Origin of the sequence: Pseudolactococcus hodotermopsidis, from assembly GCF_011170085.1 — a bacterium.
Lineage (GTDB): Bacteria > Bacillota > Bacilli > Lactobacillales > Streptococcaceae > Pseudolactococcus > Pseudolactococcus hodotermopsidis.
The window spans coordinates 32,550-52,946 of record NZ_BLLI01000001.1 but is presented as its reverse complement, the minus strand read 5'-3'; the positions used below and the strand labels follow the sequence as shown (position 1 = coordinate 52,946).

The 20,397-nt window shown below is 36.3% G+C and carries 22 protein-coding genes, 1 tRNA gene and 1 CRISPR repeat array; of the genes, 22 read left to right on the top strand and 1 reads right to left on the bottom strand.

What is annotated here, in order from left to right; genetic code table 11:
• Positions 1–90 precede the first annotated feature (90 nt).
• Together Hs30E_RS00260 and Hs30E_RS00255 are read left to right on the top strand one after the other, a co-directional pair.
• Positions 91–663, top strand: coding sequence for a TetR/AcrR family transcriptional regulator (locus Hs30E_RS00260; RefSeq protein WP_172207046.1), 573 nt, complete (start codon positions 91–93; stop codon positions 661–663).
• A gap of 76 nt (positions 664–739) precedes the next feature.
• Positions 740–1,447 (top strand): pseudouridine synthase, encoded by a 708-nt coding sequence (locus tag Hs30E_RS00255; RefSeq protein ID WP_172207044.1) that lies wholly within the window; start codon positions 740–742, stop codon positions 1,445–1,447.
• Here the strand turns inward: Hs30E_RS00255 and recX are convergent.
• The gene (gene recX, locus Hs30E_RS00250) at positions 1,444–2,238 is read right to left on the bottom strand and encodes a recombination regulator RecX (protein WP_172207042.1); all 795 of its coding nucleotides are present in this window, start codon (positions 2,236–2,238) and stop codon (positions 1,444–1,446) included. The two genes, Hs30E_RS00255 and recX, sit on opposite strands and share 4 nt — an antisense overlap.
• Positions 2,239–2,407: 169 nt before the next feature.
• Here recX and cas10 point away from each other — a divergent pair, with 169 nt between their 5' ends.
• From cas10 to Hs30E_RS00150, 20 genes are all read left to right on the top strand, one after another.
• Positions 2,408–4,690: a type III-A CRISPR-associated protein Cas10/Csm1 gene (gene cas10, locus Hs30E_RS00245; protein WP_172207039.1), complete on the top strand. Its 2,283-nt coding sequence runs from the start codon at positions 2,408–2,410 to the stop codon at positions 4,688–4,690.
• Entirely contained in the window at positions 4,690–5,079 is a 390-nt protein-coding gene (gene csm2, locus Hs30E_RS00240; protein ID WP_172207037.1) for a type III-A CRISPR-associated protein Csm2, read from the top strand. Before cas10 ends, csm2 begins: the two co-directional genes overlap by 1 nt.
• Positions 5,079–5,738 carry a type III-A CRISPR-associated RAMP protein Csm3 gene (gene csm3 / locus Hs30E_RS00235; RefSeq protein WP_172207035.1) on the top strand — a complete coding sequence of 220 codons (660 nt, stop codon included), beginning with the start codon at positions 5,079–5,081 and terminating at the stop codon, positions 5,736–5,738. Before csm2 ends, csm3 begins: the two co-directional genes overlap by 1 nt.
• 1 nt (position 5,739) lies before the next feature.
• A complete protein-coding gene (csm4, locus tag Hs30E_RS00230) occupies positions 5,740–6,633 on the top strand; it encodes a type III-A CRISPR-associated RAMP protein Csm4 (protein WP_172207033.1) in 894 nt (297 codons plus the stop codon).
• Complete coding sequence (gene csm5 / locus Hs30E_RS00225; RefSeq protein ID WP_172207031.1) at positions 6,630–7,910, top strand: type III-A CRISPR-associated RAMP protein Csm5; 1,281 nt, start codon at positions 6,630–6,632, stop codon at positions 7,908–7,910. Before csm4 ends, csm5 begins: the two co-directional genes overlap by 4 nt.
• 320 nt (positions 7,911–8,230) lie before the next feature.
• Complete coding sequence (gene csm6, locus Hs30E_RS00220) at positions 8,231–9,460, top strand: type III-A CRISPR-associated CARF protein Csm6 (RefSeq protein ID WP_172207029.1); 1,230 nt, start codon at positions 8,231–8,233, stop codon at positions 9,458–9,460.
• On the top strand, positions 9,457–10,203 hold the full coding sequence (cas6, locus tag Hs30E_RS00215; RefSeq protein WP_172207027.1) for a CRISPR system precrRNA processing endoribonuclease RAMP protein Cas6: 747 nt from the start codon (positions 9,457–9,459) through the stop codon (positions 10,201–10,203). The genes csm6 and cas6 overlap by 4 nt, the downstream gene beginning before the upstream one ends.
• A gap of 505 nt (positions 10,204–10,708) precedes the next feature.
• On the top strand, positions 10,709–10,915 hold the full coding sequence (locus tag Hs30E_RS00210) for a hypothetical protein (RefSeq protein ID WP_172207025.1): 207 nt from the start codon (positions 10,709–10,711) through the stop codon (positions 10,913–10,915).
• Positions 10,903–11,202 carry a type II toxin-antitoxin system RelE/ParE family toxin gene (locus tag Hs30E_RS00205; RefSeq protein WP_172207023.1) on the top strand — a complete coding sequence of 100 codons (300 nt, stop codon included), beginning with the start codon at positions 10,903–10,905 and terminating at the stop codon, positions 11,200–11,202. Before Hs30E_RS00210 ends, Hs30E_RS00205 begins: the two co-directional genes overlap by 13 nt.
• A gap of 41 nt (positions 11,203–11,243) precedes the next feature.
• A CRISPR array of direct repeats spans positions 11,244–11,561; the repeat unit is 36 nt; unit sequence AAATAGCCCCATTCCTCGTTAAAAGGGGACGAGAAC.
• A 48-nt stretch (positions 11,562–11,609) separates the two neighbouring features.
• Entirely contained in the window at positions 11,610–12,947 is a 1,338-nt protein-coding gene (gene rlmD, locus Hs30E_RS00200; RefSeq protein WP_172207021.1) for a 23S rRNA (uracil(1939)-C(5))-methyltransferase RlmD, read from the top strand.
• Positions 12,944–13,441 (top strand): GNAT family N-acetyltransferase, encoded by a 498-nt coding sequence (locus Hs30E_RS00195; RefSeq protein ID WP_228461949.1) that lies wholly within the window; start codon positions 12,944–12,946, stop codon positions 13,439–13,441. The genes rlmD and Hs30E_RS00195 overlap by 4 nt, the downstream gene beginning before the upstream one ends.
• 57 nt (positions 13,442–13,498) lie before the next feature.
• Complete coding sequence (locus Hs30E_RS00190) at positions 13,499–13,750, top strand: DUF1912 family protein (protein ID WP_172207019.1); 252 nt, start codon at positions 13,499–13,501, stop codon at positions 13,748–13,750.
• Between the two features lie 70 nt (positions 13,751–13,820).
• Positions 13,821–13,906, top strand: a tRNA-Leu gene (locus Hs30E_RS00185).
• Between the two features lie 55 nt (positions 13,907–13,961).
• Positions 13,962–14,261: a YbaB/EbfC family nucleoid-associated protein gene (locus tag Hs30E_RS00180; protein WP_172207017.1), complete on the top strand. Its 300-nt coding sequence runs from the start codon at positions 13,962–13,964 to the stop codon at positions 14,259–14,261.
• A gap of 212 nt (positions 14,262–14,473) precedes the next feature.
• Positions 14,474–15,112 carry a TetR/AcrR family transcriptional regulator gene (locus Hs30E_RS00175; protein ID WP_172207015.1) on the top strand — a complete coding sequence of 213 codons (639 nt, stop codon included), beginning with the start codon at positions 14,474–14,476 and terminating at the stop codon, positions 15,110–15,112.
• 131 nt (positions 15,113–15,243) lie between these two features.
• The gene (locus Hs30E_RS00170) at positions 15,244–16,518 is read left to right on the top strand and encodes an MFS transporter (RefSeq protein WP_172207013.1); all 1,275 of its coding nucleotides are present in this window, start codon (positions 15,244–15,246) and stop codon (positions 16,516–16,518) included.
• 301 nt (positions 16,519–16,819) lie between these two features.
• On the top strand, positions 16,820–17,623 hold the full coding sequence (locus Hs30E_RS00165) for a hypothetical protein (RefSeq protein ID WP_172207011.1): 804 nt from the start codon (positions 16,820–16,822) through the stop codon (positions 17,621–17,623).
• A 358-nt stretch (positions 17,624–17,981) separates the two neighbouring features.
• Positions 17,982–19,193, top strand: coding sequence for an ATP-binding protein (locus Hs30E_RS00160; protein WP_172207114.1), 1,212 nt, complete (start codon positions 17,982–17,984; stop codon positions 19,191–19,193).
• Positions 19,194–19,244: 51 nt separating this feature from the next.
• On the top strand, positions 19,245–19,646 hold the full coding sequence (locus Hs30E_RS00155; RefSeq protein WP_172207009.1) for a hypothetical protein: 402 nt from the start codon (positions 19,245–19,247) through the stop codon (positions 19,644–19,646).
• A gap of 229 nt (positions 19,647–19,875) precedes the next feature.
• Positions 19,876–20,388, top strand: coding sequence for a hypothetical protein (locus Hs30E_RS00150; protein WP_172207007.1), 513 nt, complete (start codon positions 19,876–19,878; stop codon positions 20,386–20,388).
• Positions 20,389–20,397: the final 9 nt, after the last annotated feature.

Genomic DNA, 20,397 nt, shown 5'->3' with positions numbered 1-20,397 from the left:
AGTTTTGAAACATCCTTTTAAAACATATTTGATATTTTAAGTATACTTTAATCAAGTAGAGAAATGTGATAAGGAGATTAAAGGAATAAAGTGGTTCGGACTAAAAAAATTTTTAAAGAGGATATTCTTGCTGGTGCAGAAGAATTTGTTATAAAAGAGACTGCTGAGAAGTTTACAGCTAGAGCTTTAGCAGAACATATGGAAATTTCAACGCAACCTCTCTATCAAGAATTTAGTAGTATGGATGAATTAAAAGAGGCTGTTTTGCATAGAGTTTTGGGCAAGGTACAAGATGATATTTTTAATAAAAAACATCATTCAGATTCTTTGATAAATTTAGTGATAAATTATATAAAGTTTTCTAAACATAGCCCAGAGCTTTTTACTGCGGTTTATTCAAAGAATTTTTGGCATCCTGACTTAGTTAATGATTTTTCTCAAAAAATTTTTCAAGGTGCAATAAATAAAGACGAAAAATACAGAGAGTTATCTCATGAAAAAAGAGAATCGTTGTCCAAATGGTTTAGTGTTATCTCTATGGGAATTTCTCAAATTGTCGCAAATGATGACCTTCAGCTTAGTTTGAACGAAATTATCGATTTTTTTGAAAGAGTGCTAGGTGTACTTGAACAGATATGGCAAGAAAACACGTCCCAAATTTAACATTTGGGACGTGTTTTTTGGTAAAATTATCTTATCATATGTTAAAAATTAGAAAGCTTAAAAATGGCTAATTAAGATGAGAATAGATGATGTTTTAGTCAATTTTGGCAACGTGCCAAAGTCGCAAGTCAAGAAAATGCTACGCGAAAATCGCGTGACGGTAGATGATAAAAATATTAGAGCTATGAATTTTCAAGTTGATTCGGCGGTCAATGAGGTCAAAATTGATGAGAAAAAAGTGAGTTTTCCAGCTCACAGATACTATATGCTCAACAAGCCGATTAGAACGCTGTCGGCTAATTTTGATAGCGAAAAAAAGGTCGTTTTCGACCTCTTTTCTGCTGATTTTGACCGCACGAGCCTTTATATCATTGGTCGGCTGGACTTCCTCTCGGACGGCTTATTGCTCATTACCGATAATGGTAAGTTGGGGCGCAATATGCTCAAACCAGAGGCGCACGTTGCAAAAGTTTACGAGGTTGAGACCAAGGAGCCTCTCCACCCAGACGACAGCCAAAAATTCCGCCACGGTCTTCTGATTGACGGCACTGTCCAACTAGCCCCAGCCAAACTCATCATCACAGCACCACACACCGCCACGGTCACAATCAGCGAGGGAAAAAATCGCCAAATTCGCAAAATGTTTTTGAGTCTTGGGAAACTTGTGACTAGACTGACACGCAAGCAAATTGGCCCGATTGTGCTAGATGAAAACTTGACATCTGGCGAATTTCGTGCATTGACAAGAGCAGAAATTCAAAAACTTTCAAGCTATTTTAATTAAAAATCAATTTCTCGCAATTCCCGATTGATGACGTCAAAATCAAACCCTTTTCGAGCAAGCGCATTGGTCACACGTTGCTTGAGGTCGTAGCCGTCATATTTTCGGCTGTATTTGCGCATGATTTTGTCTAACTCTTTCTGAAAAAGTTCAGACTCATTGTCAAGGTCAGCATCAAGTTCGAGCCTCTCAATAGCGATTTTACTGATGTCGTAGGAAAAACCCTTGCTCGTTAGACTGGTCGTGATTTTCATCTTGAGCGCCTTGAGTGGCAGCCGACTATATTTGCTCATGACCAGCTTTTCGGCGATATGACTTGCCACCTCAACTTGCGCGTCATGGTCGTAAAATTCTGCCAAAACGCTTATAATCAGCGCCTTGTCGACACCCTTTTCACTCAATTTCTGCTGAATGTTGTAAGGACCAGTCGATTTGCTAGATATCTTGCCACGAACGAATGATTCAGTATAGTTTTGGTCGTTAATGTAGCCCATTTTTGTCAAATCGGCGATGATTTGGCTAATCTGAGCATTTGGAATCTCATGTTCCGACAAATAACGGCAGACTTCTTTTTTTGTCCGTTGCTTGAAAGACAGATAGTAAAGCCCCAGATTTTTTCCTCTGGAAAAATCAGCAAACTCAGTTATCGCAACAATCTGTGAGTCATCAAAATATGCCCCTTTTGACAAAAAGAACCGAACAATCGTATCCTCAGTCACATAAATCGTGCGCCCATCATCAAAAACGACCTTGTAAAGTCGTTTCTTTTTTTCAAGTGAAATAATTTTAGCCATACTTTATTATACGTGAAAAATGAGGATTTTGCTGAATGAAAAGTTAATCAGGGCGACTGGAGTTTAAACCACACTATTTGGTTAAATTATTATATAATGAATTATGACAATTTTATATTGACAAGGTGTCAAATAGTATCCTTTGCTAAAAAAGGTAGAAAGCGCTTTCATGAATAAAATTAATTTAATATATGGTTCACTTTTGCACGATATTGGTAAAATAAATTATCGTGGCACAAGTGAGCGTGCCAAGCACTCTAAACTCGGTGGTGATTTTATCAAATCGTTTGAGCAGTTTAAAATAACGGATCTAACGGATTGTATTCGTTATCATCATGCACAGGAGATGACATCAGTTAAGTCATCTAAAAAAGAAAATGCCTTGTTTTATTTGACTTATATGGCTGATAATATTTCATCTGGGATGGATAGACGTCCAGATTTGGAAGAAGGTGAAGACGGGTTTTCTTGGGATAAAAAGGTCGCGCTTAGCAGTGTTTTCAATGTTTTGCATGAAAAAGAGAAAGGTCGTCAAACTTATTCCTATCCTTTTGTCGCTAGAACGCATGAGCAAAAAGAGCCATTAAATTTTCCAAATGATGCTCAGAATCAATACACTAAGGGTTATTATGATGGTCTGATTAGTGATATGAAACCTGTTTTAGCAAAACTGATACCTGATAAGCAACACATTAATTCTTTGTTGCAAATGATGGAGAGTCTGTGGTCTTATGTGCCGAGTTCGACTGATAAAACTCAGTTAGTCGATATTTCGCTTTATGATCATTCAAGGACGACAGCTGCGATTGCAAGCGCGATTTACGATTATTTTCAAGCAGAAAATATCACGGATTATCAAAAAGAACTCTTTGATGACAATGCAACAGAATTTTATGAGAAAAAAGTTTTCTTGATGATGAGTTTTGATATGAGTGGCGTGCAGAGTTTTATCTATAATATTTCTGGTAGTAAAGCCCTAAAGTCTTTGCGGGCGCGCAGTTTTTATCTGGATATGTTGCTTGAATACCTCTCTGATAATTTACTTGATAAACTTGAACTTTCTCGTGCCAATCTAATCTATTCTGGTGGTGGTCATGCCTATCTTTTACTTTCTAATACAGAGGCAACAAAAAAGATTTTGTCTGATTTTGAACAAGAATTAAAAGCTTGGTTTCTTGATAAATTCAAAATAGATTTATTTTTGGCAATGGCTTATACCGAAGTTTCTGGCAATGATTTAATGAATAAAAATGGACACTATCGGGATATATATCGTCGTTTATCGAAAGAAATATCAGCTAAAAAAGCTAATCGTTACACTGTCAAAGAAATTTTGGCGTTGAATGGCGGTGGTTCAGAAAATGAACGAGAATGTCGAGAATGTAAACGTAGTGATTTATTAATCAAAGAAGATGATAATAAATATATTTGCGGGCTTTGTCATGATTTACAAAAAATTTCGTCACATTTGATAGAAGAAGATATTTTTGTGGTCGCAAATGAGGGTGTGCTTGATTTGCCGTTTGGTAAGAAAATGTCAGCGCTTTCTTATACAAAAGCTGAAAAAATTAAGCAGAAAGAATCTGATGCTAAGCTTTACACGAAGAATATTTCAGAGACTGGTCGAGATTTAGTAACGAAGATTGATATGGGAGATTATACTTATTCTTCGGATTTCCAGAAAATGTTACAAGAAGTTGAAAAAGGAATCAATCGGCTTGGTGTTCTGCGGGCTGATGTTGATAATTTGGGTCAAGCATTTATAAATGGGATACCCGATGATTATTTGTCGATTTCTCGAACAGCAACATTTTCTCGTGCGATGAGTCGATTTTTCAAAAATTATCTGAATCAACTTTTGGAAGAAAAACATTATAAAATCAATGTTATTTATGCTGGCGGTGACGATTTGTTTATGATTGGGGCATGGCAAGATATTTTAGATTTTTCACTCGAACTTAAAGCAAAATTTGCTGAATTTACACAAGGAAAATTGACACTTTCAGCAGGAATTGGCATGTTTCGAGAGAAGTATCCAGTGGCTAGAATGGCGGCACTTACTGGAGATTTGGAAGATGCGGCAAAAGACTATAAGGTTCATGAAAATGATGACAAGGCGACTAAAAATGCTGTGACTTTATTTGATTCTGAAAATGTCTTTTCATGGGAGACACTTGAAACTGATATTTTTGTCAAAATTGAGTTACTAACTGAAAAATTTGCAACATTTGATGAAACGGGCAATACTTTTATTTACCGCTTGATTGCCTTATTACGTGGTGTAAAAGACGATCAACAAATCAATATTGCCAGACTTGCTTATACACTTTCGAGAATGGAAGAAAAAATTGGTTCAGAATTTGCACAAAAGCTTTATGACTGGGCAAATTCTGATAGAAAGACTTTGATAATGGCACTTGAAATTTATGTGCTGAAGACGAGGGAGAGATGATGGAAATTACAAAAACAAATTTCGGAGATTTAGCTAAAGAAAGAATAGAAGAACTACACGCAAAAAATTTCAAGTTTGAAAGGAAAGAACTGACGACATCTCAAATTCGTGGTATCTTGGATCTTGTCAATAAGGTTTATAACCGAGTGGCAACTGACTCAGAAGAAAAATTGTCATCAGATGTTTTGTCAGACTTGGCTTATATTAAGGTTAAGATTGCTTATTCATCAGGTCGTTCGTCAGTTGTTAAAAATTTCATTACTCATACTAACTTTACAGAGAATTTGTCTGATGTTTTGAAAAGTGAGTCTAAAACAAATTTCTTACTATTTGCACGGTACGTAGAGAGCTTGGTTGCCTATTTTAAATTTTACGGAGGAAAAAATTAATGAAATTAGTCATAAAAGGAACAATCGTTATCAAAACAGGTATGCACATTGGTGGTTCTAGCGATTTTTCAGCAATTGGAGCAGTTGATAGCCCAGTTGTTCGTGATACTTTGACACGTTTACCGATTATTCCTGGGAGTACACTTAAAGGAAAAATGCGGTATTTGCTTGCAAAAGAATTAAATAATGGTGTTCTACTTAATAAACCAAACGAAGATAAAGAAGAAGTTCTACGACTTTTTGGTTCCTCAAAAGAGGAAGAAAATGATAAAATTGTCCGTGCGAGGCTTAAATTTAATGATATTAGGCTGTCAAATAAAGACTATCTTGATAGTAGGAATGTTGTTTCTACTGAAATAAAATCTGAAAATACCATTGATAGGCTTACAGCAGAAGCTAATCCACGTCAAATTGAGAGGGTAATTGCTGGAAGTGAATTTGCTTTTGAAATTTTTTATGACCTTGATAATGACAGAAAAAATGATGAAGTTGCAAAGGATTTTGAGAACATTAAGCAAGCTTTTGATTTATTGGAATACGATTATCTCGGTGGTAATGGGACACGTGGTAGTGGCAGAGTTAAATTTAAAGATTTAAAAGTTGAGGTGAAATTTGGAGAATTTGGTATAGAACCTCTTAACGAAATCTTAGGAGCTTGATATGAAAATTGTAAAATTACATTTTGAGAGTCCAGTTCATTTCGGTGAAAAACGTCTATCTGAGAGTAAGATGACTTTTTCAGCAGACACTTTATTTTCAGCCTTGATGATTGAGGCAGTTGGACTTGGGAAAGAAGATGAATTTTATCAGCTAGTTTCAAGTGATGTCATCAAGTTTTCTGATGCTTTTCCCTTTATTGAACAGTCTTATTATATACCTAAACCAAATATCAAAATTGACCTAGAAAATGAAGATGAGCGTTTGCGTAAGTCTTTCAAGAAATTGACTTATATTTCGACAGACGTTTTAGGTAACTATTTATCTGGTCAATTAGACGCATTTTTTGAACGTGAAAATTTTGATTTAGGCAAATCTAGTTTGTCTGAAAAAGTTCGTCAGCATGATTTTAAAGATTCTGAACCTTACAATGTTGGGACGTTTACTTTTAAAGAAAATACAGGTCTATATTTCTTTGTAAAGCAAGTTCATCCCCTGTTAGAGGAGTTATTAGAAACTCTCCAATATTCTGGAATTGGTGGTAAGCGGTATTCGGGTTATGGCAAATTTAACTTTGAAATTCTGGAAGATAATGAACTCAATGCGCTATTTTCGGCAAAAGGGAATCGAAAAATTTTGCTTTCGGGTGCTTTACCAAAAGATGATGAGCTTGAGCAGGCAACAAAAAATGCCTCGTATCTTTTAGAGCGCCGTGGTGGTTTTATTCAGTCAGACAATTATGAAACATATCTGGTCAAAAAACAAGATTTATACGTTTTTAAAAGTGGTTCAACTTTTGAAAATGGTTTTGAGGGTAGCATTTATCAAGTCGGGAAAAAAGGGAATCATCCAGTTTATAAATATGCGAAGTCGTTTTTCTTGGAGGTGACTGTATGAAAAGTGAATTTTTAAAACGATTTAAAATAACTTTAATGACTGAAGGGCCTCTTCACATCGGAAATGGGAATACCTATACCAAGAAAGAGCTTTATTTTGATGGAAAAAGTGTTTATGTGCTAGATATGAAAAAATTTTACTTGGGGTTAAATCCAAAACTACAAGTGGCTTTTGAAGAATTTGTATCTGGGAATCCCAAAGAGCAACTTTCGACTTGGATTAAAACTAAAAGACTGGAAAATTTTGCTAAAACTAATAGTAAGTATCAACTTCCGTATTCGGTACAACTTCGATATGATGGAACTATCAGAAGTCAGTTAAATGAGGTTCATGAGTTTATTAAGGATGCTTTTGGTAATCCATATATTCCCGGAAATTCACTTAAAGGTGCGTTAAGAACTGTTATTCTATCAAAGCTGATTGAAGATAAAATAAATGAAGAAGCTGATTTTAGGCAAAAATGTTTATCTAAAATAGAAGATGCTATGAAAAATAAGGCTAAAACTGTTGATAAATTTTTAATAGATGACTTATTGGCAACTTTAATTTTAGATGATAAAAATGAAAAAGATGCCAAGAATGATATTTTACGTGCCTTGAGAATTAGTGATAGCTTACCTTTGAAAACATCTGACTTTATTTTTATACAGAAGAAAGATAAATTAGGGGAAGGGACACGAAAAGGAGATAAGGGGCATCAAATATCTACTTACAGAGAATGTCTGAAACCGGGTACTAAAATAGAATTTGATGTCGTTATTGATACGAGTATTTTTGAAAAACAGCCAGATGACGTATTTAATTTGTATGAATTTTTCAAAAAGCGTAAATATAAAACAAAGTCTGGAGAAGAAGTAAAATCTTCAAGACTAGAAGTATATCTGAGAAAAAGCTATCAAAAGTATAAAACAGAATATTTAAATAAATTTGGAATAGAAGAAAAAACAAACGGTATTAAAATTTATTTAGGTGGTGGTATAGGATTCTTGTCCAAGACAGTATGGATAGCGCTTTTGGAAAAAAAAGAACGATATAGAAAAGTAAATGAAGTTTTAAATTCACAATTTGGTGACAGAAATACTAAAGTATATAGGGATAACCATAGGGAAGTGATAGAGTTTGAAGGTGAAAAATACATAACAAACCGAAATGGAAATAAAGCTTATTATGTAAATGATGAATCTCATCATGGTGCTAGTCCAAGAACACTTAAAATTTCTGATGATAATAAAGAAATCGGAAAAACTGAAATAAAAATTGAAGAAATATGCTCATGATACAAAGTATAGGGCATCTCTAAAAACTGCTTTTCCAAAATTTTAGATAGATTTTTTAACCGCAAGGAAAACCGACGACGGCTTGTGACTGCGGTTACTCGTCACAAATAAGTGCTGGTGCACATGTACTTTCTGTGGCGAGTAATCGCAGCCACAAGGCTAGGAGGATTGACGTAGAATTTGGAAAATCTAGCACATCTTTTCCTGTTAGCGATTTTATGAGCTAACAAAATTTGGGAAATCTGAGTTTTTAGAGATGCCCTATAAAACCAACGCTTTCCATGATAGTCATATCTTGAATATTCTGACAAGGAGTTAAAATGCAAATACTAATCTCAGCCGTAGGGGACACAGATCCAATACGTAATTTCCACGATGGACCATTGCTACACATTGCAAGAGTTTACCGACCTGAAAAAATTGTGTTAATTCATAGCGAAAGAAGTCTTGATAAACACGAAAAGGTTGTTAAGGCTTTACAAAGTATCAAAGATTACGCACCAGAAATCGTTCAAGATGACCTCATTTTGAAAAATGATGAAGTTTCTATTTTTGATACCATGTATGCGACTTTATCAAATATCGTTGGTAACTATATGTCTGATGAGAATGACGTTATTTTAAGTCTGACGAGTGCGACACCACAAATTATCAGTGCTATGTTTGCGATTAATCGAATCTCTGATTTTAATGTGAGAGCTGTTCAAGTTGCAACGCCACAGAAGTCATCAAATGAGGGGATTGGATATGATAACGAAAAAGATATTGATGTCTTGATTGAGACAAATTTGGATAATCAGTCTGATTTTGAAGATAGGACACATGAAGATAAAGGTATCAATTTTTCTCAAGATTTGACTAAACGGAATTTGAATATTTTGCTTGCTAACTATGATTATGAAGCAGTTTTTAAGTTGCTTGATAGTCAGAAAGGATTTCCAAATATAAAAAAACTTAAAAAAACTTTAGAAAATATTTCTGAAACAATTAAAATACAAGGAATCCCAGAAAAAATTGCCAACTCTAAATTGTCAAGTCAAGCACAAAATGCCTTAAATTCCTATCTGAATATCGAACGCAATTATAAACAAGGCAATATCGCAGAAGTGTTAATTCGGTTAAAATCTCTTGTTGAGTATATTTTAGAAAATTATCTGAATGAGCAGTTTAATATTATTGTTTACACTGACAACAAACCTCACTTGAACGCTGAGAAATATCCTGATATTTTAGCGAAATTTCAAGAAAATGCCAAAAACAAAGGTCAAGAGTATCATGATAATATTCTGAATTTGCTTTATTATATTAATATTCTCGAATTTTTGGAGCCTAAGCACGACCTATTAAACTACACTGGTAAGATTAAAGAAATTAATAACGTCAGAAATCAAGTCGCACACAGTTTGCAGGCTTTTGACAGGAAAAATTTGAAAAATGTTTCTAGTGCAGTTTATGCCAGCAAGCAAATTTTATTAGCCTCTTTTAATATTGATAATCATTGGTTCTCGTTTTACGATGACCTCAATCAAGAAATAAAAAAACTACTATGATAACAAAACTCAAATACAAAATCAATCTACCAAAATCACTCCGCACACAAAATATTGGGAGCAGTCTCCATGGCGTTTTAATGGAACTGCTACCTAGTGAGCTTGTTGAACGACTTCATACTTTAACCTACAATCCACTTCGTCAGAGATTACTTTTTGAAAAAGAGGAAGTGATTTGGGAAATCGTTGGTCTGCATAAAATCATTTCTGAGGCGCTAATCAAGCTTGATAACTTAACAGAAATAACGATTAAACAGGCAAAAACAACTGTTTCTTTAGCCTTATTTACAAAAGAGGTCATCAAACTTGATGATTTTGTCAGTCAAGAAATGACTCATGAGAATGGTAGTCGAATCATCTCACTTGATTTTACAAGTCCGACCTCCTTTAAGTCAAATGGCTATTACGATATTTTTCCAGATATTCGGAAAATTTTCCGTTCCCTGATGATGAATTTTGATTTTTTTAGTGAGACAATCAAAGTTTACGATTATGAAGTTCTGGATTACATTGAAGAAAAGGTTCATATCATCAGTTACAAGTTGATGACGAAAAATTTTCATCTTGAAAAAATAAAAGTTAAAGGTTTTCAAGGTCAGATAACACTTAAAATAACTGGTGCGAACCAGTTTGTAAAATTAGTACTGCTTATGATAAAATACGCGACTTTCGCAGGCGTTGGCACGAAAACCAGTCTTGGTATGGGAGGCGTTTCTATCAATGAGGGACATCGTTTACGTTGAAAATTTGAATGTAAAAACTGACTATCTACGGTATTTGAGATAGATTTTTAGGTAAAATTTTGATATAATTGAGGAGTAGTCATAACTGACTAGCCTTGCTTTCAAATAGACCCAAAATAGTCACGAAGTAAATTGTTTTGGTCGTTGTTTGACCAAGATATTAGTGGTAAGAAAGCGATGTCTAATGCGTTTGCAAAGTTCTCTAAATAGCCCCATTCCTCGTCAAAAGGGGACGAGAACATACCATGGATCATCTTTCATCATATAATGGTGATTAAATAGACCCATTCCTCGTCAAAAGGGGACGAGAACCCAAGAGATTGATATAGTTTTTGGCTATATCTTCCTTAACCTAAATGATTTAAAGTGACTAAAACCTTCATCATTTGTTTGCTTGATTTTTTCTCTTTATGTAACTGAAAGTGTCGTAAAACAGGTGTGACTCCTGTTGGTTGCCGAAAAGTATTAAAGGTAGTATAATAAGATAAACAGGAGGTACGAAAGCATGATGAATTCAAAATTTATTGAGCATGATGAAGATGTTGTCATTTTAGCTAAAAGTGAATATGATGAACTACAAAAAGAGCTTGCAAGATTGCAAGCTAAAGTTAAGTTGTTTTCTGTTATGGAAGCATCAACGTCAAAAGTTTTCAATGGAGGCTCAGACATGTCTTATGATACTTTTAAACAAAAAGTAGGGTGGCAAAGTTAATGAGAATGCTGGTTACTGATTCTTTCTATGAAGATTACAATGGTATTATCAAATTTTTAATTGAGAATAATGCGACGCAAAAGTATATCGCAAAAGTCGAAAGTGAGATTAAACAGGCTTTAGATTCTATTGAGGAAAGTCCATATGGAAATCCTAAAATTGAAGATACGCCGTTTAGGAAGAAAATTAGATTTAAGTATATTACTTTATATGTAATATATGATGAATTTGTTCGTGTCGCTAGAGTTTTTCATGAAAAAGAAGATTGGATAAATGAATTGGACTGAGTGATTAGAGAAATATGGTGGGGAAATCAATTGCTTACTATGAAATAGCCCCATTCCTCGTTAAAAGGGGACGAGAACTTTTAGTAGTAGCGAATATGAGTTACATTCACTAAAAAATAGCCCCATTCCTCGTTAAAAGGGGACGAGAACTCAAATACTACGGCTTTATTGGATGATAAGTCTAAATAGCCCCATTCCTCGTTAAAAGGGGACGAGAACGTCATAAAGTGATACAATGTTTTGAGCGCTTCAAATAGCCCCATTCCTCGTCAAAAGGGGACGAGAACTTGTTGAACTTGCGGTCTGAAAAGTTATCAGGGCTTAAATAGCCCCATTCCTCGTTAAAAGGGGACGATAAAACCGACAGAAGTCGTGTTTTTTATTGACAAAAAATGGTAAAATGAAGTATGACTTTAAAAATCAAGCAGAAAATTCCGCTGAAAATAAAAAAAATCGGTATTAATGGCGAAGGCGTTGGCAATTTTAAGGGGACGACGGTTTTTGTTGCGGGTGCGCTCAAGGGCGAGGAGGTTTACGCCGAAATTGTGACAAGCGAGCGCAATTATGCGACGGCGAAAATGCTCAAACTCAATAAAAAATCGCCTCATCGGGTTGTGCCGATGTGTGAGAGTTATAAGCAATGTGGTGGTTGTCAAATCATGCACCTAGCTTATCCGCAGCAGTTGCTGTTTAAGCAAGATTTGCTCCGCCAAGCGCTTCAAAAATTTAAACCGCAAGGCTATGAAAATTATGAGGTGCGCAAAACGATTGGCATGAAACAGCTGCAACATTATCGGGCAAAATTGCAGTTTCAGACACGTTTTTTAGGCGAAAAAGTTCGTGCGGGTCTTTTTGCGGAAAATTCTCACAAATTAGTCGAAATCAAAAATTGTCTCGTCCAAGATGAGACGACACAGAAGATTATCAATGAAGTCACAGAATTGCTGACTTTTCATCGGATTCCCATCTACAATGAACGAAAATTCGACGGCGTGCGCACAGTTATGGTACGTCGTGCGCACAAAACGGGGCAAGTGCAGCTGATTTTTATCTCGTCTGCGCCGATTGAACTCAAACTTACGATTGCCAGTCTGACCGAAAAATTCCCTGAAATCAAGACGATTGCGCTCAACATTAACCGCAAACAGTCTTCTGAGATTTATGGCGAGCATACCGAAATTCTTTGGGGCGAGCGTGCGATTTTGGAGGGCGTTTTGGACTATACTTTTGAGCTGAGTCCGCGTGCCTTTTACCAGCTCAATCCCAAACAGACCAACGTTCTTTATCGTGAGGCACTCAAGGCAATGGGAGCGAGGGCAGACGATGATTTGATTGATGCGTATTCGGGGACTGGGACGATTGGTCGGGCTTTTTTGGGCAAGGTGCGCAGCATTCGTGGCATGGATGTGATTGCCGAGTCGATTGCTGATGCGCGACTTAACGTGCCAGACGGTGTTTACGAGGTCGGAACGGCTGAAAAACTGATACCGCAATGGGTCGCAGACGGTTTCAAAGCCACAGCGCTGATTGTCGATCCGCCACGAACAGGGCTCGACGACAAACTGCTTGACACCATTGTTGCCACAAAACCTAAAAAAATGGTCTACGTCTCCTGCAACGTCTCGACTTTGGCGCGCGACTTGGTCAAACTGGCGCAAGTCTACGAGGTCAGCTACATCCAGTCGGTCGATATGTTCCCGCACACAGCGCGGACGGAGGCGGTCGTGAAGTTGGTGCGCAGATGATGAGACAGGCGACTTTGGCTGATTTGCGGGCAATTGTGGCAGTGATTGAAAATGCGCGTGCTTTTCTGAAACGTCAGGGCATTGACCAGTGGCAGACGAGTAGCTACCCGAATGTTTCTGACGTGAGCGCTGATATTGAAACGGGTGTCGGCTATGTGTTAGAAATTGACGGCGAGATTGCGGGTTACGCAGCTGTTATCACTGGCTTTGACCCCGCCTATGACAAGATTCAAGACGGAGCTTGGTTAAATGACAATCGAGACTATGTGACAATTCACAGATTAGCTTTGTCTGACCAGTTTCGCGGGCGCGCACTTGCTCAGCAATTTTTCCGTGCTATTTTTGCTGAGTTCAGCTCTTATCACGATTTTCGTTGCGACACGCACACGGAAAATCAGATTATGCAACATATTTTAACGAAACTCGGCTTTGAAAAATGTGGGATAGTTCTATTTGAAGGCGCACGGCTTGCATTTCAGAGCGTTGGGAAATGATGAGAAATCATCTATTTTCCTAGAAAATTAATTTGAAGTTCAAAGAAAAGAGAAAACATGACATACGAACAGGAATTTTTAAAAGATTTTGGTGATTGGGTGGCGACACAAGTTGCTGTTCATCAGATGGCAATGGTGGCGGCGCAAGAAGAGATGGCTAACGGCGATGAGCGCGCAAAAGATGCAGTGATTCGCTATGAAAGTCGGCTTTCCGCCTATCAATTTTTAGCGGGGAAGTTTGAGAATTATCAAGCTGGTAAAGGTTTTCATGACTTGCCAGATGGCTTGTTTGAACAAGTCAACTACTGATTTTTTGAAAAAAACTTGCAAAACCTCTTGACGATTTACGCATACTTTGATATACTAATAAAGTAGTTTCGCGGAGATGGCGGAATTGGCAGACGCGCAGGATTAAGGATCCTGTGACCTATTTTGGTCGTGAGGGTTCAAGTCCCTTTCTCCGCATTATTGCTGAGCCATGCGCTCGGCTTTTTTATTAGAAAAAGGAGATTTATTTATCATGATGAATATGAAGAAAATGATGCAACAAGCGCAAGATTTGCAGAAAAACATGAAAAAGGCGCAAGCTGAAATCGAAGAGACGACATTTTACGGCACATCAGCGCAAGATTTGGTAAAAGTTGCTTTCACTGGCGATCGCAAGCTGACTAATCTTGACATTTCGGCTGAGTTGATTGACCCAGAAGATGCTGAAACGCTGTCAGATATGATTGCCCAAGCTGTCAATAATGCTTTGGTTGAGATTGATAAGACGACTGAGCAGAAGATGGGGAAATTTACTAAAGGTTTGCCGTTTTGAGCGTGAGGGAAATTTGTGAGGAATCGCAAGTTTTTTTTATTTGTGCTTGACAAAAGTGGCATAAAGGTGTATTCTTATTATAAACAGACTGTCGGTTTGTTTTAGGGAGTAGCTACTCCAACGCCTAAGCGGTAAAATCGCAAAAGAACGTTGTAGATGGCAAGACCCTAAATTCTTCGTCACTTTGTTCCTCAATCATTAAGGGAGTAGCTATGGTCAGAAATAAATATCCAGAAAAAACGGTTGATAGCATGTTACAAGTTGCACAAAAGTTATTTTTTGAAAAGGGTTACGATAATACAACCATGCAAGATATTGTCAATAGTGGCTTTAGCAAGGGGGCGATTTATTATCATTTTAAGTCGAAAAAGGAGATTTTTAATCGAATCATGTCGCAGATTGATACGACGGCGGATGATTTGGTGCGTTTGAAAAATGATGCTAGTCTGACTGGACTTGAAAAAATTCAACAGTTATTTGAGTTGACTTTGAAAAATGACACGAAAATCAATCTCATGCGTTCAGCTAAATCGCTGTTCAATGAGCCTAAGGTTTTCGGTGAAATTTATCTAACAAATATGCGCGATCAAGCGCCTAAAATTGCAGAATTAGTGCGAATAGGCATTGAAGATTCGTCAATCATGACTGATTTTCCAGATGAACTTGCTGAGCTGATTGTTGAATTTTTCAGTATTTGGTTAGGGATGAGAGTTTACTTTATCACTACTGAACGTTTTTACGGGAAGTTGGCTTTCTATCATAAAATCTTTAGAAATCAAGGAGTGAAGTTGCTAACTCCCAAGCTATTAGAAAATATCAAGCAATATTATCGCAAAATTAATGCTGACTAATCAGCTTTAATTTTTATGTCAAACAGACTATCGGTCTCAAAAAGAGGAGGAATTCATGTATTCACTAATCAAAATTGAAAGCGATAAACTTTCAAAACGTAAACTTAAATTTAAAGGAGAGGATTATTAAAATGGAAAAAAGGTCACTTAAACAGTTGAGAATTTCACTGATTTCAACGACTGTTGGGGTTTTTGGTAGCTCAATTTTCTCATTTGGCTTGGGCTTGCTTATTTTGCGTGAGACTTCAAGCGCTATGAATTTTGGTATGACACAAATTATTGGACCGATTGTCAGTTTGATATTGCTGCCGATTGTGGGAACGCTGATTGACAAACATAGTCATAAAAAAATAATTATCGCAAGTCAAATATTCACGATTCTTAGTCTTGCTATTTTTATCGTACTTTATCGTCTAGTTGACACGCCTATGCTTAGCGTGATATTTATCATTACCATGCTTAAAATCAGTGATTTGTTCACGGGAAATGCTTATCAGGCTGCGCGTGTTCATCTTGTTTTGGCTAAGGATTTGCAAAAATTTCTGGGCTATACGCAGTCAGCGCAGAGTTTTTCGGGACTTATATCGCCTATTTTAAGTGCGATTTTGTTTACAATTTTACCTTTTGAATTATTTGTGATAGTTGAGATAGCGACAGAAATCGTCACATTAATCTTGACTTTTAGCTTGGATTTTGACTTTAATCAGCAAGAAAAGGCTGAAAAAAGTGAAGAAATGTCTTATTCTTTTAAAGATGGTCTTGTCTATTTCATGTCGAAAAAATTACTTTGGGGAATGATATTAATCAGCGCACCTGTCAATTTCTTCTTCGGTGCGATAACTATTGGTATGCCTTATATGCAGATTCACGTTCTCGGATTCTCAAATCTCATGTATGCCACAGTTGAAATTGCGATGACGCTCGGTTTTTTCATCGCTGGTATCAGACTCGGCAAATCAAAACAACTGCGCTATCCTGTGTTGAAGAGCATGAAAAGCCTGACTTTGCTAGTTGTTTGTCTCTTTTTGGCGGGGTTGATTCCCATTGTCACAAAAACGCTATACCTTGCGCTGAGCCTGTACGTGATACTCATGCTGGTGCTTGGCGTGGCGCTCGTCTACACGAATACCCCACTGTTTGGCTGGATTCAAAAGGTCGTGCCTAGTCATCTGCAAGGGCGCGTTTTCACGCTAATGGGGACGATTTCTCAGCTGTTAATGCCGCTGGGTGTGCTTGTTTTCGGCATGATTTATGATTTGAAAGTGGCTAAAATCTCGTTAAATTTTATAACAGCAGTGACTTGTTCGGCGCTTGTTATTTTTTGGACGATAGGCGTGAGTTGGTTTCTAAAACTTGACTTTAAATTGGCTGAAGTTGATGAAAATGGGGTGGCTAAAGAAATTTGACGGTAAGCGCTTATTTTGGTAAAATTAAGAAAACGAAAAGAGTTTTGTAACCCCGCATTTTCAAAGAGAGTAGGAAGTCGCTGAAAGACCTATAAATGCGCTTATAATTGTTGCTTTTTGACAAACCGAATAAATCAATTGAGTGTCTAGGAAAATTTTCTAGGAATTTAGGTGGTACCACGTGAAAGCGCCCTAATCTGTATGGATTTTGGGCGTTTTTTTGTAGAAAAAACAAGCGGTGCGCCATAGGCGCTAACTTTCATAGAAAGTTAGCTTGAAGTTTAAATAAAGGGGAAGTAAGATGGAAAAAAGAAAACAAGCTAAAAAAGGCGATACAAAACTTAGAACAATTTTTGTTATCTCGGGTGTCGTCATTCTGGCGATTGTTTGTCTCGTCATTTGGAATGGGCAAAAATCGTACGTCAAAATCGAAAATGGTACAGCACCAAAAAGTAGTAGCCAGTCAAAAGGGACGGCATCGGAAAATCAGTCAGACGAGACAAGTGAATCAGAGGCTACTTCTGAAACATCAAGTGCTGAGAAGGAAGAAGATGAGGATTACTACATTCAAGAGGGCGCTTGGCAAGGGAAACATTATCCAGAGGAAACAAAGGCAAAAGGTGAGTATGCTTATAATTATGCTGCTTATCACAAAACGGTTGCTTATATGGCAGAATTTGGTGCTGATTTGCTTGCTGAAAATAGCTTGTATTTGCCGACGGCCTCAAATACGGACAATAGAGGAGTTTTGTTTTTGACTCCTGATTATCGGGTCATTGTGTTGACGACTCATGTAACTGCTGATGGTGCGTTTGAACTTGCTATGGAGACACATTCTCTTGAAAATAATCAGCTGTTGACGCAATATTCGGTTGGTTATGAGAGTGGTCAAGACAATGAATTTTCACAATTATCAGATACCGAACGTTGGCAGTATATCTATGACCATTATCCCGATTTTCAAGCTGTTGAACGTGTACCAGATACCATTAATATTGGTTCAGATACGGCATTTATGGTTGGTCAGCAAGGCATGGTCAGTATTGAGGGGCATGAGGAGTTTATGCTTGCTTTGTATGGATCGTTTGGTGCGCCTAGGGAATGATATTTCAGTCTATGAAAAATAGTTTGTAATGTTGTTAATTTTATGAAATTAAGGGCAACTCTAAAAACTGCTTGACCAAATTTTAGATAGATTTTTTAACCGCAAGAAAATTCGACGACGGCTTGTGACTGCGCAATGCTCGTCACAGGTAAAGCACATACACTTTCTGTGGCGAGTAATCGCAGCCACAAGGCTAGGAGGATTGACGCAGGATTTGGGCAATCTGAGTTTTTAGAGATGCCCTTAACATAAATCGAAGAATCTTAAAAATTAACGAGTGAAGATGAAAATTTCCTTTATAATGGAAAAATATGCAAAAAAATGATATAATTCCCTTATAAGGAGTTTAGTGAAGGATATGATTAATCGACCGCTATATTTAAAACAGATTATCCCTGTGATTGATAAAGACATCATTAAAGTCATTGTGGGCTTTAGGCGTTCAGGAAAGTCAATATTATTAAAGTTAATTCAAGATTATTTGCTTGAAAATGGCCGAGCGGAATCGCAATTTATTAAGATAAATTTTGAAGATTTCTTTTATTATGATTATCGTGACCCGAAACAATTACATGACTTTTTAAAGGAAAAAATCGCTGCTATCAATGGAAAAGCCTACTTGTTTTTAGATGAAATACAGGAAGTGACAGGGTTTGAGCAAGTCATCAATTCCTTACGTGTATCGGAGAATGTTGATATTTATATCACAGGTTCAAATTCAAATTTACTTTCAGGTGAACTAGCAACTTATCTTGCTGGGCGCTATATTCAATTTTTTGTCTATCCTTTTAGTTTTAAGGAATATATTTCTGCAAAAGAAGAGTTGGGGGAAAGTAAGGGGATTTCTGATTATTTTTTAGCCTACATTCGTGAGGGTGGGATGCCTTTTGTCGTCACGCAAAATCTGCCCCTTCAAATCAAAGAAAATTATTTAAAAGATATTTACCATTCAGTTGTTTTGAAAGATATTATCGAAAGAAATAGTATTCGTGATGTAGCACTTTTAGAGCGTGTGATTCGATTTGCTTTAGCCAATACAGGACAAATTTTTAGTGCAACTAGCATTTCAAAATATTTGAAAAGTCAAGGTAGAAATGTCAAAGTGGATACGCTTTTAAATTATTTGAAGTATTGTGTTGATGCGCTACTGTTTTATCCGCTGGCTAGAAATGATTTGAAAGGAAAGAAAATCTTTCAAACAAATGCCAAATATTACGTTGTCGATCACGGTCTACGCGAAACGCTTTTACATGATAATGAAACTGAAATTCAGATGATTTTAGAAAATATTGTGGCACTTGAAGCGTTCCGTCGTGGTTATGCTGTTACAATTGGTTATGTGGGAGATTATGAGATTGATTTTGTGATTGAAAAAGAAGGCCAAAAAATATATTTGCAAGTTACTTATCTTTTAAATGCTTCTAAAACAATTGAACGAGAATTTCGTTCCCTATTAAAATTAGCAGATAATTATCGGAAAATTGTCTTATCAATGGACTTGGTCCTGCAACCACGTGAGGGAATCGAACATTTGCGTGTTGAGGAGTTTTTGTTGCGTGAGGATTGGTAATTTGAGTTATTGAATGGTGTTATAAAAGAATTTATCTTAAGGAGCTAAGCAATGACTAAAAAAATTCCTCAATGGAAAAATGAAGATTCAGTGAATAATTGGGTTAATTCGCAGTTAGAAAAACTTGGTTTGGTGCGTGATCGTGATTTTTTCACTGAATCAAATATGAGTCTTAAAATGAGAGAAAGTTTGAGGGGGTCAGCGAAAACAGCTAAAAAAACGAATTTTGGAAAACCTGATTTTCATACAGAAAAATATCGTCTAGCTGATCGTCAAAAAATAATTTTACCAGTAATTATTGAAAACAAGATTAAGCATGCTAAGTTGATTGCGGAAAATAAAGATGGCATAAGATTTGATGATGTATTTATTGCTGGGAATGCTGTCAATGGTGCGTTGTATTACGCTAGAAATATGATTTCATCTGGGATATATATGGAAAAACTCCGTTGACTTCAAATTCTTCAACTGAGAATGAAATTATGGGGTATTCAAAGTTAAAGGCTTTAAATAAAGGGAACGTTTTAACTGTTTCTGATACAACAATTGGTGCTGAGACGATGTTCTATCAAGAAAAATTTCATAGGTTATTCACATATACAAAATCCGAAACCGAAATTTAAAAATTTTAATAAAAAAATTGCTAGGATGATAATTTCAGCGACACAAGTTGCAACCTAAGATGGAAATTAATCCTTTAAAATTAAATGAGCTGTCTATTTCAGATAAAAAGAAATATCCATTTTATGGTCAGGCAACCATTAATAAAGGAATTATAGGCTATTTTGATTTAGAAAAAAATCTTTTAAACAATAAGAAGAATAAACCTACGATTTTGATACATTCAAATAATCAAAATATTGTATATTTAGATACGCCATTCTATTTAAAGGATGGTCATGGAGCAACAAGTGTTTTGCAAGCAGAATGGTTGAATAAATTAACAGGATTTTATGTAATTTCTGCAATTGATAAAGCTATAAGAGAGCGTTTTTCATATAATGCAAAGGCTACAAAAATTGTATTGAAGAATACAATAATTAAACTTTCAACAAAAAATAACAAACCAGACTATGATTTCATGGCACGTTACATCAAAATCATACAAAAACAAGTCATCAAAAAATTAGCCGAATGGACTCAAAAAGAAGTCGTAGCAACAAAAGAAATTTTAGATAAGGATATATTATCTTAACTAGTAATT

Excerpts from the sequence above, each read along its gene's own strand:
- Hs30E_RS00255 (WP_172207044.1), top strand. The coding sequence starts at position 740 with ATGAGAATAGATGATGTTTTAGTCAATTTTGGCAACGTGCCAAAGTCG.
- Hs30E_RS00180 (WP_172207017.1), top strand. The coding sequence starts at position 13,962 with ATGATGAATATGAAGAAAATGATGCAACAAGCGCAAGATTTGCAGAAA.
- Hs30E_RS00170 (WP_172207013.1), top strand. The coding sequence starts at position 15,244 with ATGGAAAAAAGGTCACTTAAACAGTTGAGAATTTCACTGATTTCAACG.
- Hs30E_RS00190 (WP_172207019.1), top strand. The coding sequence starts at position 13,499 with ATGACATACGAACAGGAATTTTTAAAAGATTTTGGTGATTGGGTGGCG.
- Hs30E_RS00160 (WP_172207114.1), top strand. The coding sequence starts at position 17,982 with ATGATTAATCGACCGCTATATTTAAAACAGATTATCCCTGTGATTGAT.
- Hs30E_RS00210 (WP_172207025.1), top strand. The coding sequence starts at position 10,709 with ATGATGAATTCAAAATTTATTGAGCATGATGAAGATGTTGTCATTTTA.
- Hs30E_RS00155 (WP_172207009.1), top strand. The coding sequence starts at position 19,245 with ATGACTAAAAAAATTCCTCAATGGAAAAATGAAGATTCAGTGAATAAT.
- csm3 (WP_172207035.1), top strand. The coding sequence starts at position 5,079 with ATGAAATTAGTCATAAAAGGAACAATCGTTATCAAAACAGGTATGCAC.
- csm5 (WP_172207031.1), top strand. The coding sequence starts at position 6,630 with ATGAAAAGTGAATTTTTAAAACGATTTAAAATAACTTTAATGACTGAA.
- csm6 (WP_172207029.1), top strand. The coding sequence starts at position 8,231 with ATGCAAATACTAATCTCAGCCGTAGGGGACACAGATCCAATACGTAAT.
- rlmD (WP_172207021.1), top strand. The coding sequence starts at position 11,610 with ATGACTTTAAAAATCAAGCAGAAAATTCCGCTGAAAATAAAAAAAATC.
- csm4 (WP_172207033.1), top strand. The coding sequence starts at position 5,740 with ATGAAAATTGTAAAATTACATTTTGAGAGTCCAGTTCATTTCGGTGAA.
- Hs30E_RS00165 (WP_172207011.1), top strand. The coding sequence starts at position 16,820 with ATGGAAAAAAGAAAACAAGCTAAAAAAGGCGATACAAAACTTAGAACA.
- Hs30E_RS00175 (WP_172207015.1), top strand. The coding sequence starts at position 14,474 with ATGGTCAGAAATAAATATCCAGAAAAAACGGTTGATAGCATGTTACAA.
- recX (WP_172207042.1), bottom strand. The coding sequence starts at position 2,238 with ATGGCTAAAATTATTTCACTTGAAAAAAAGAAACGACTTTACAAGGTC.
- cas6 (WP_172207027.1), top strand. The coding sequence starts at position 9,457 with ATGATAACAAAACTCAAATACAAAATCAATCTACCAAAATCACTCCGC.
- cas10 (WP_172207039.1), top strand. The coding sequence starts at position 2,408 with ATGAATAAAATTAATTTAATATATGGTTCACTTTTGCACGATATTGGT.
- Hs30E_RS00195 (WP_228461949.1), top strand. The coding sequence starts at position 12,944 with ATGATGAGACAGGCGACTTTGGCTGATTTGCGGGCAATTGTGGCAGTG.
- csm2 (WP_172207037.1), top strand. The coding sequence starts at position 4,690 with ATGGAAATTACAAAAACAAATTTCGGAGATTTAGCTAAAGAAAGAATA.
- Hs30E_RS00150 (WP_172207007.1), top strand. The coding sequence starts at position 19,876 with ATGGAAATTAATCCTTTAAAATTAAATGAGCTGTCTATTTCAGATAAA.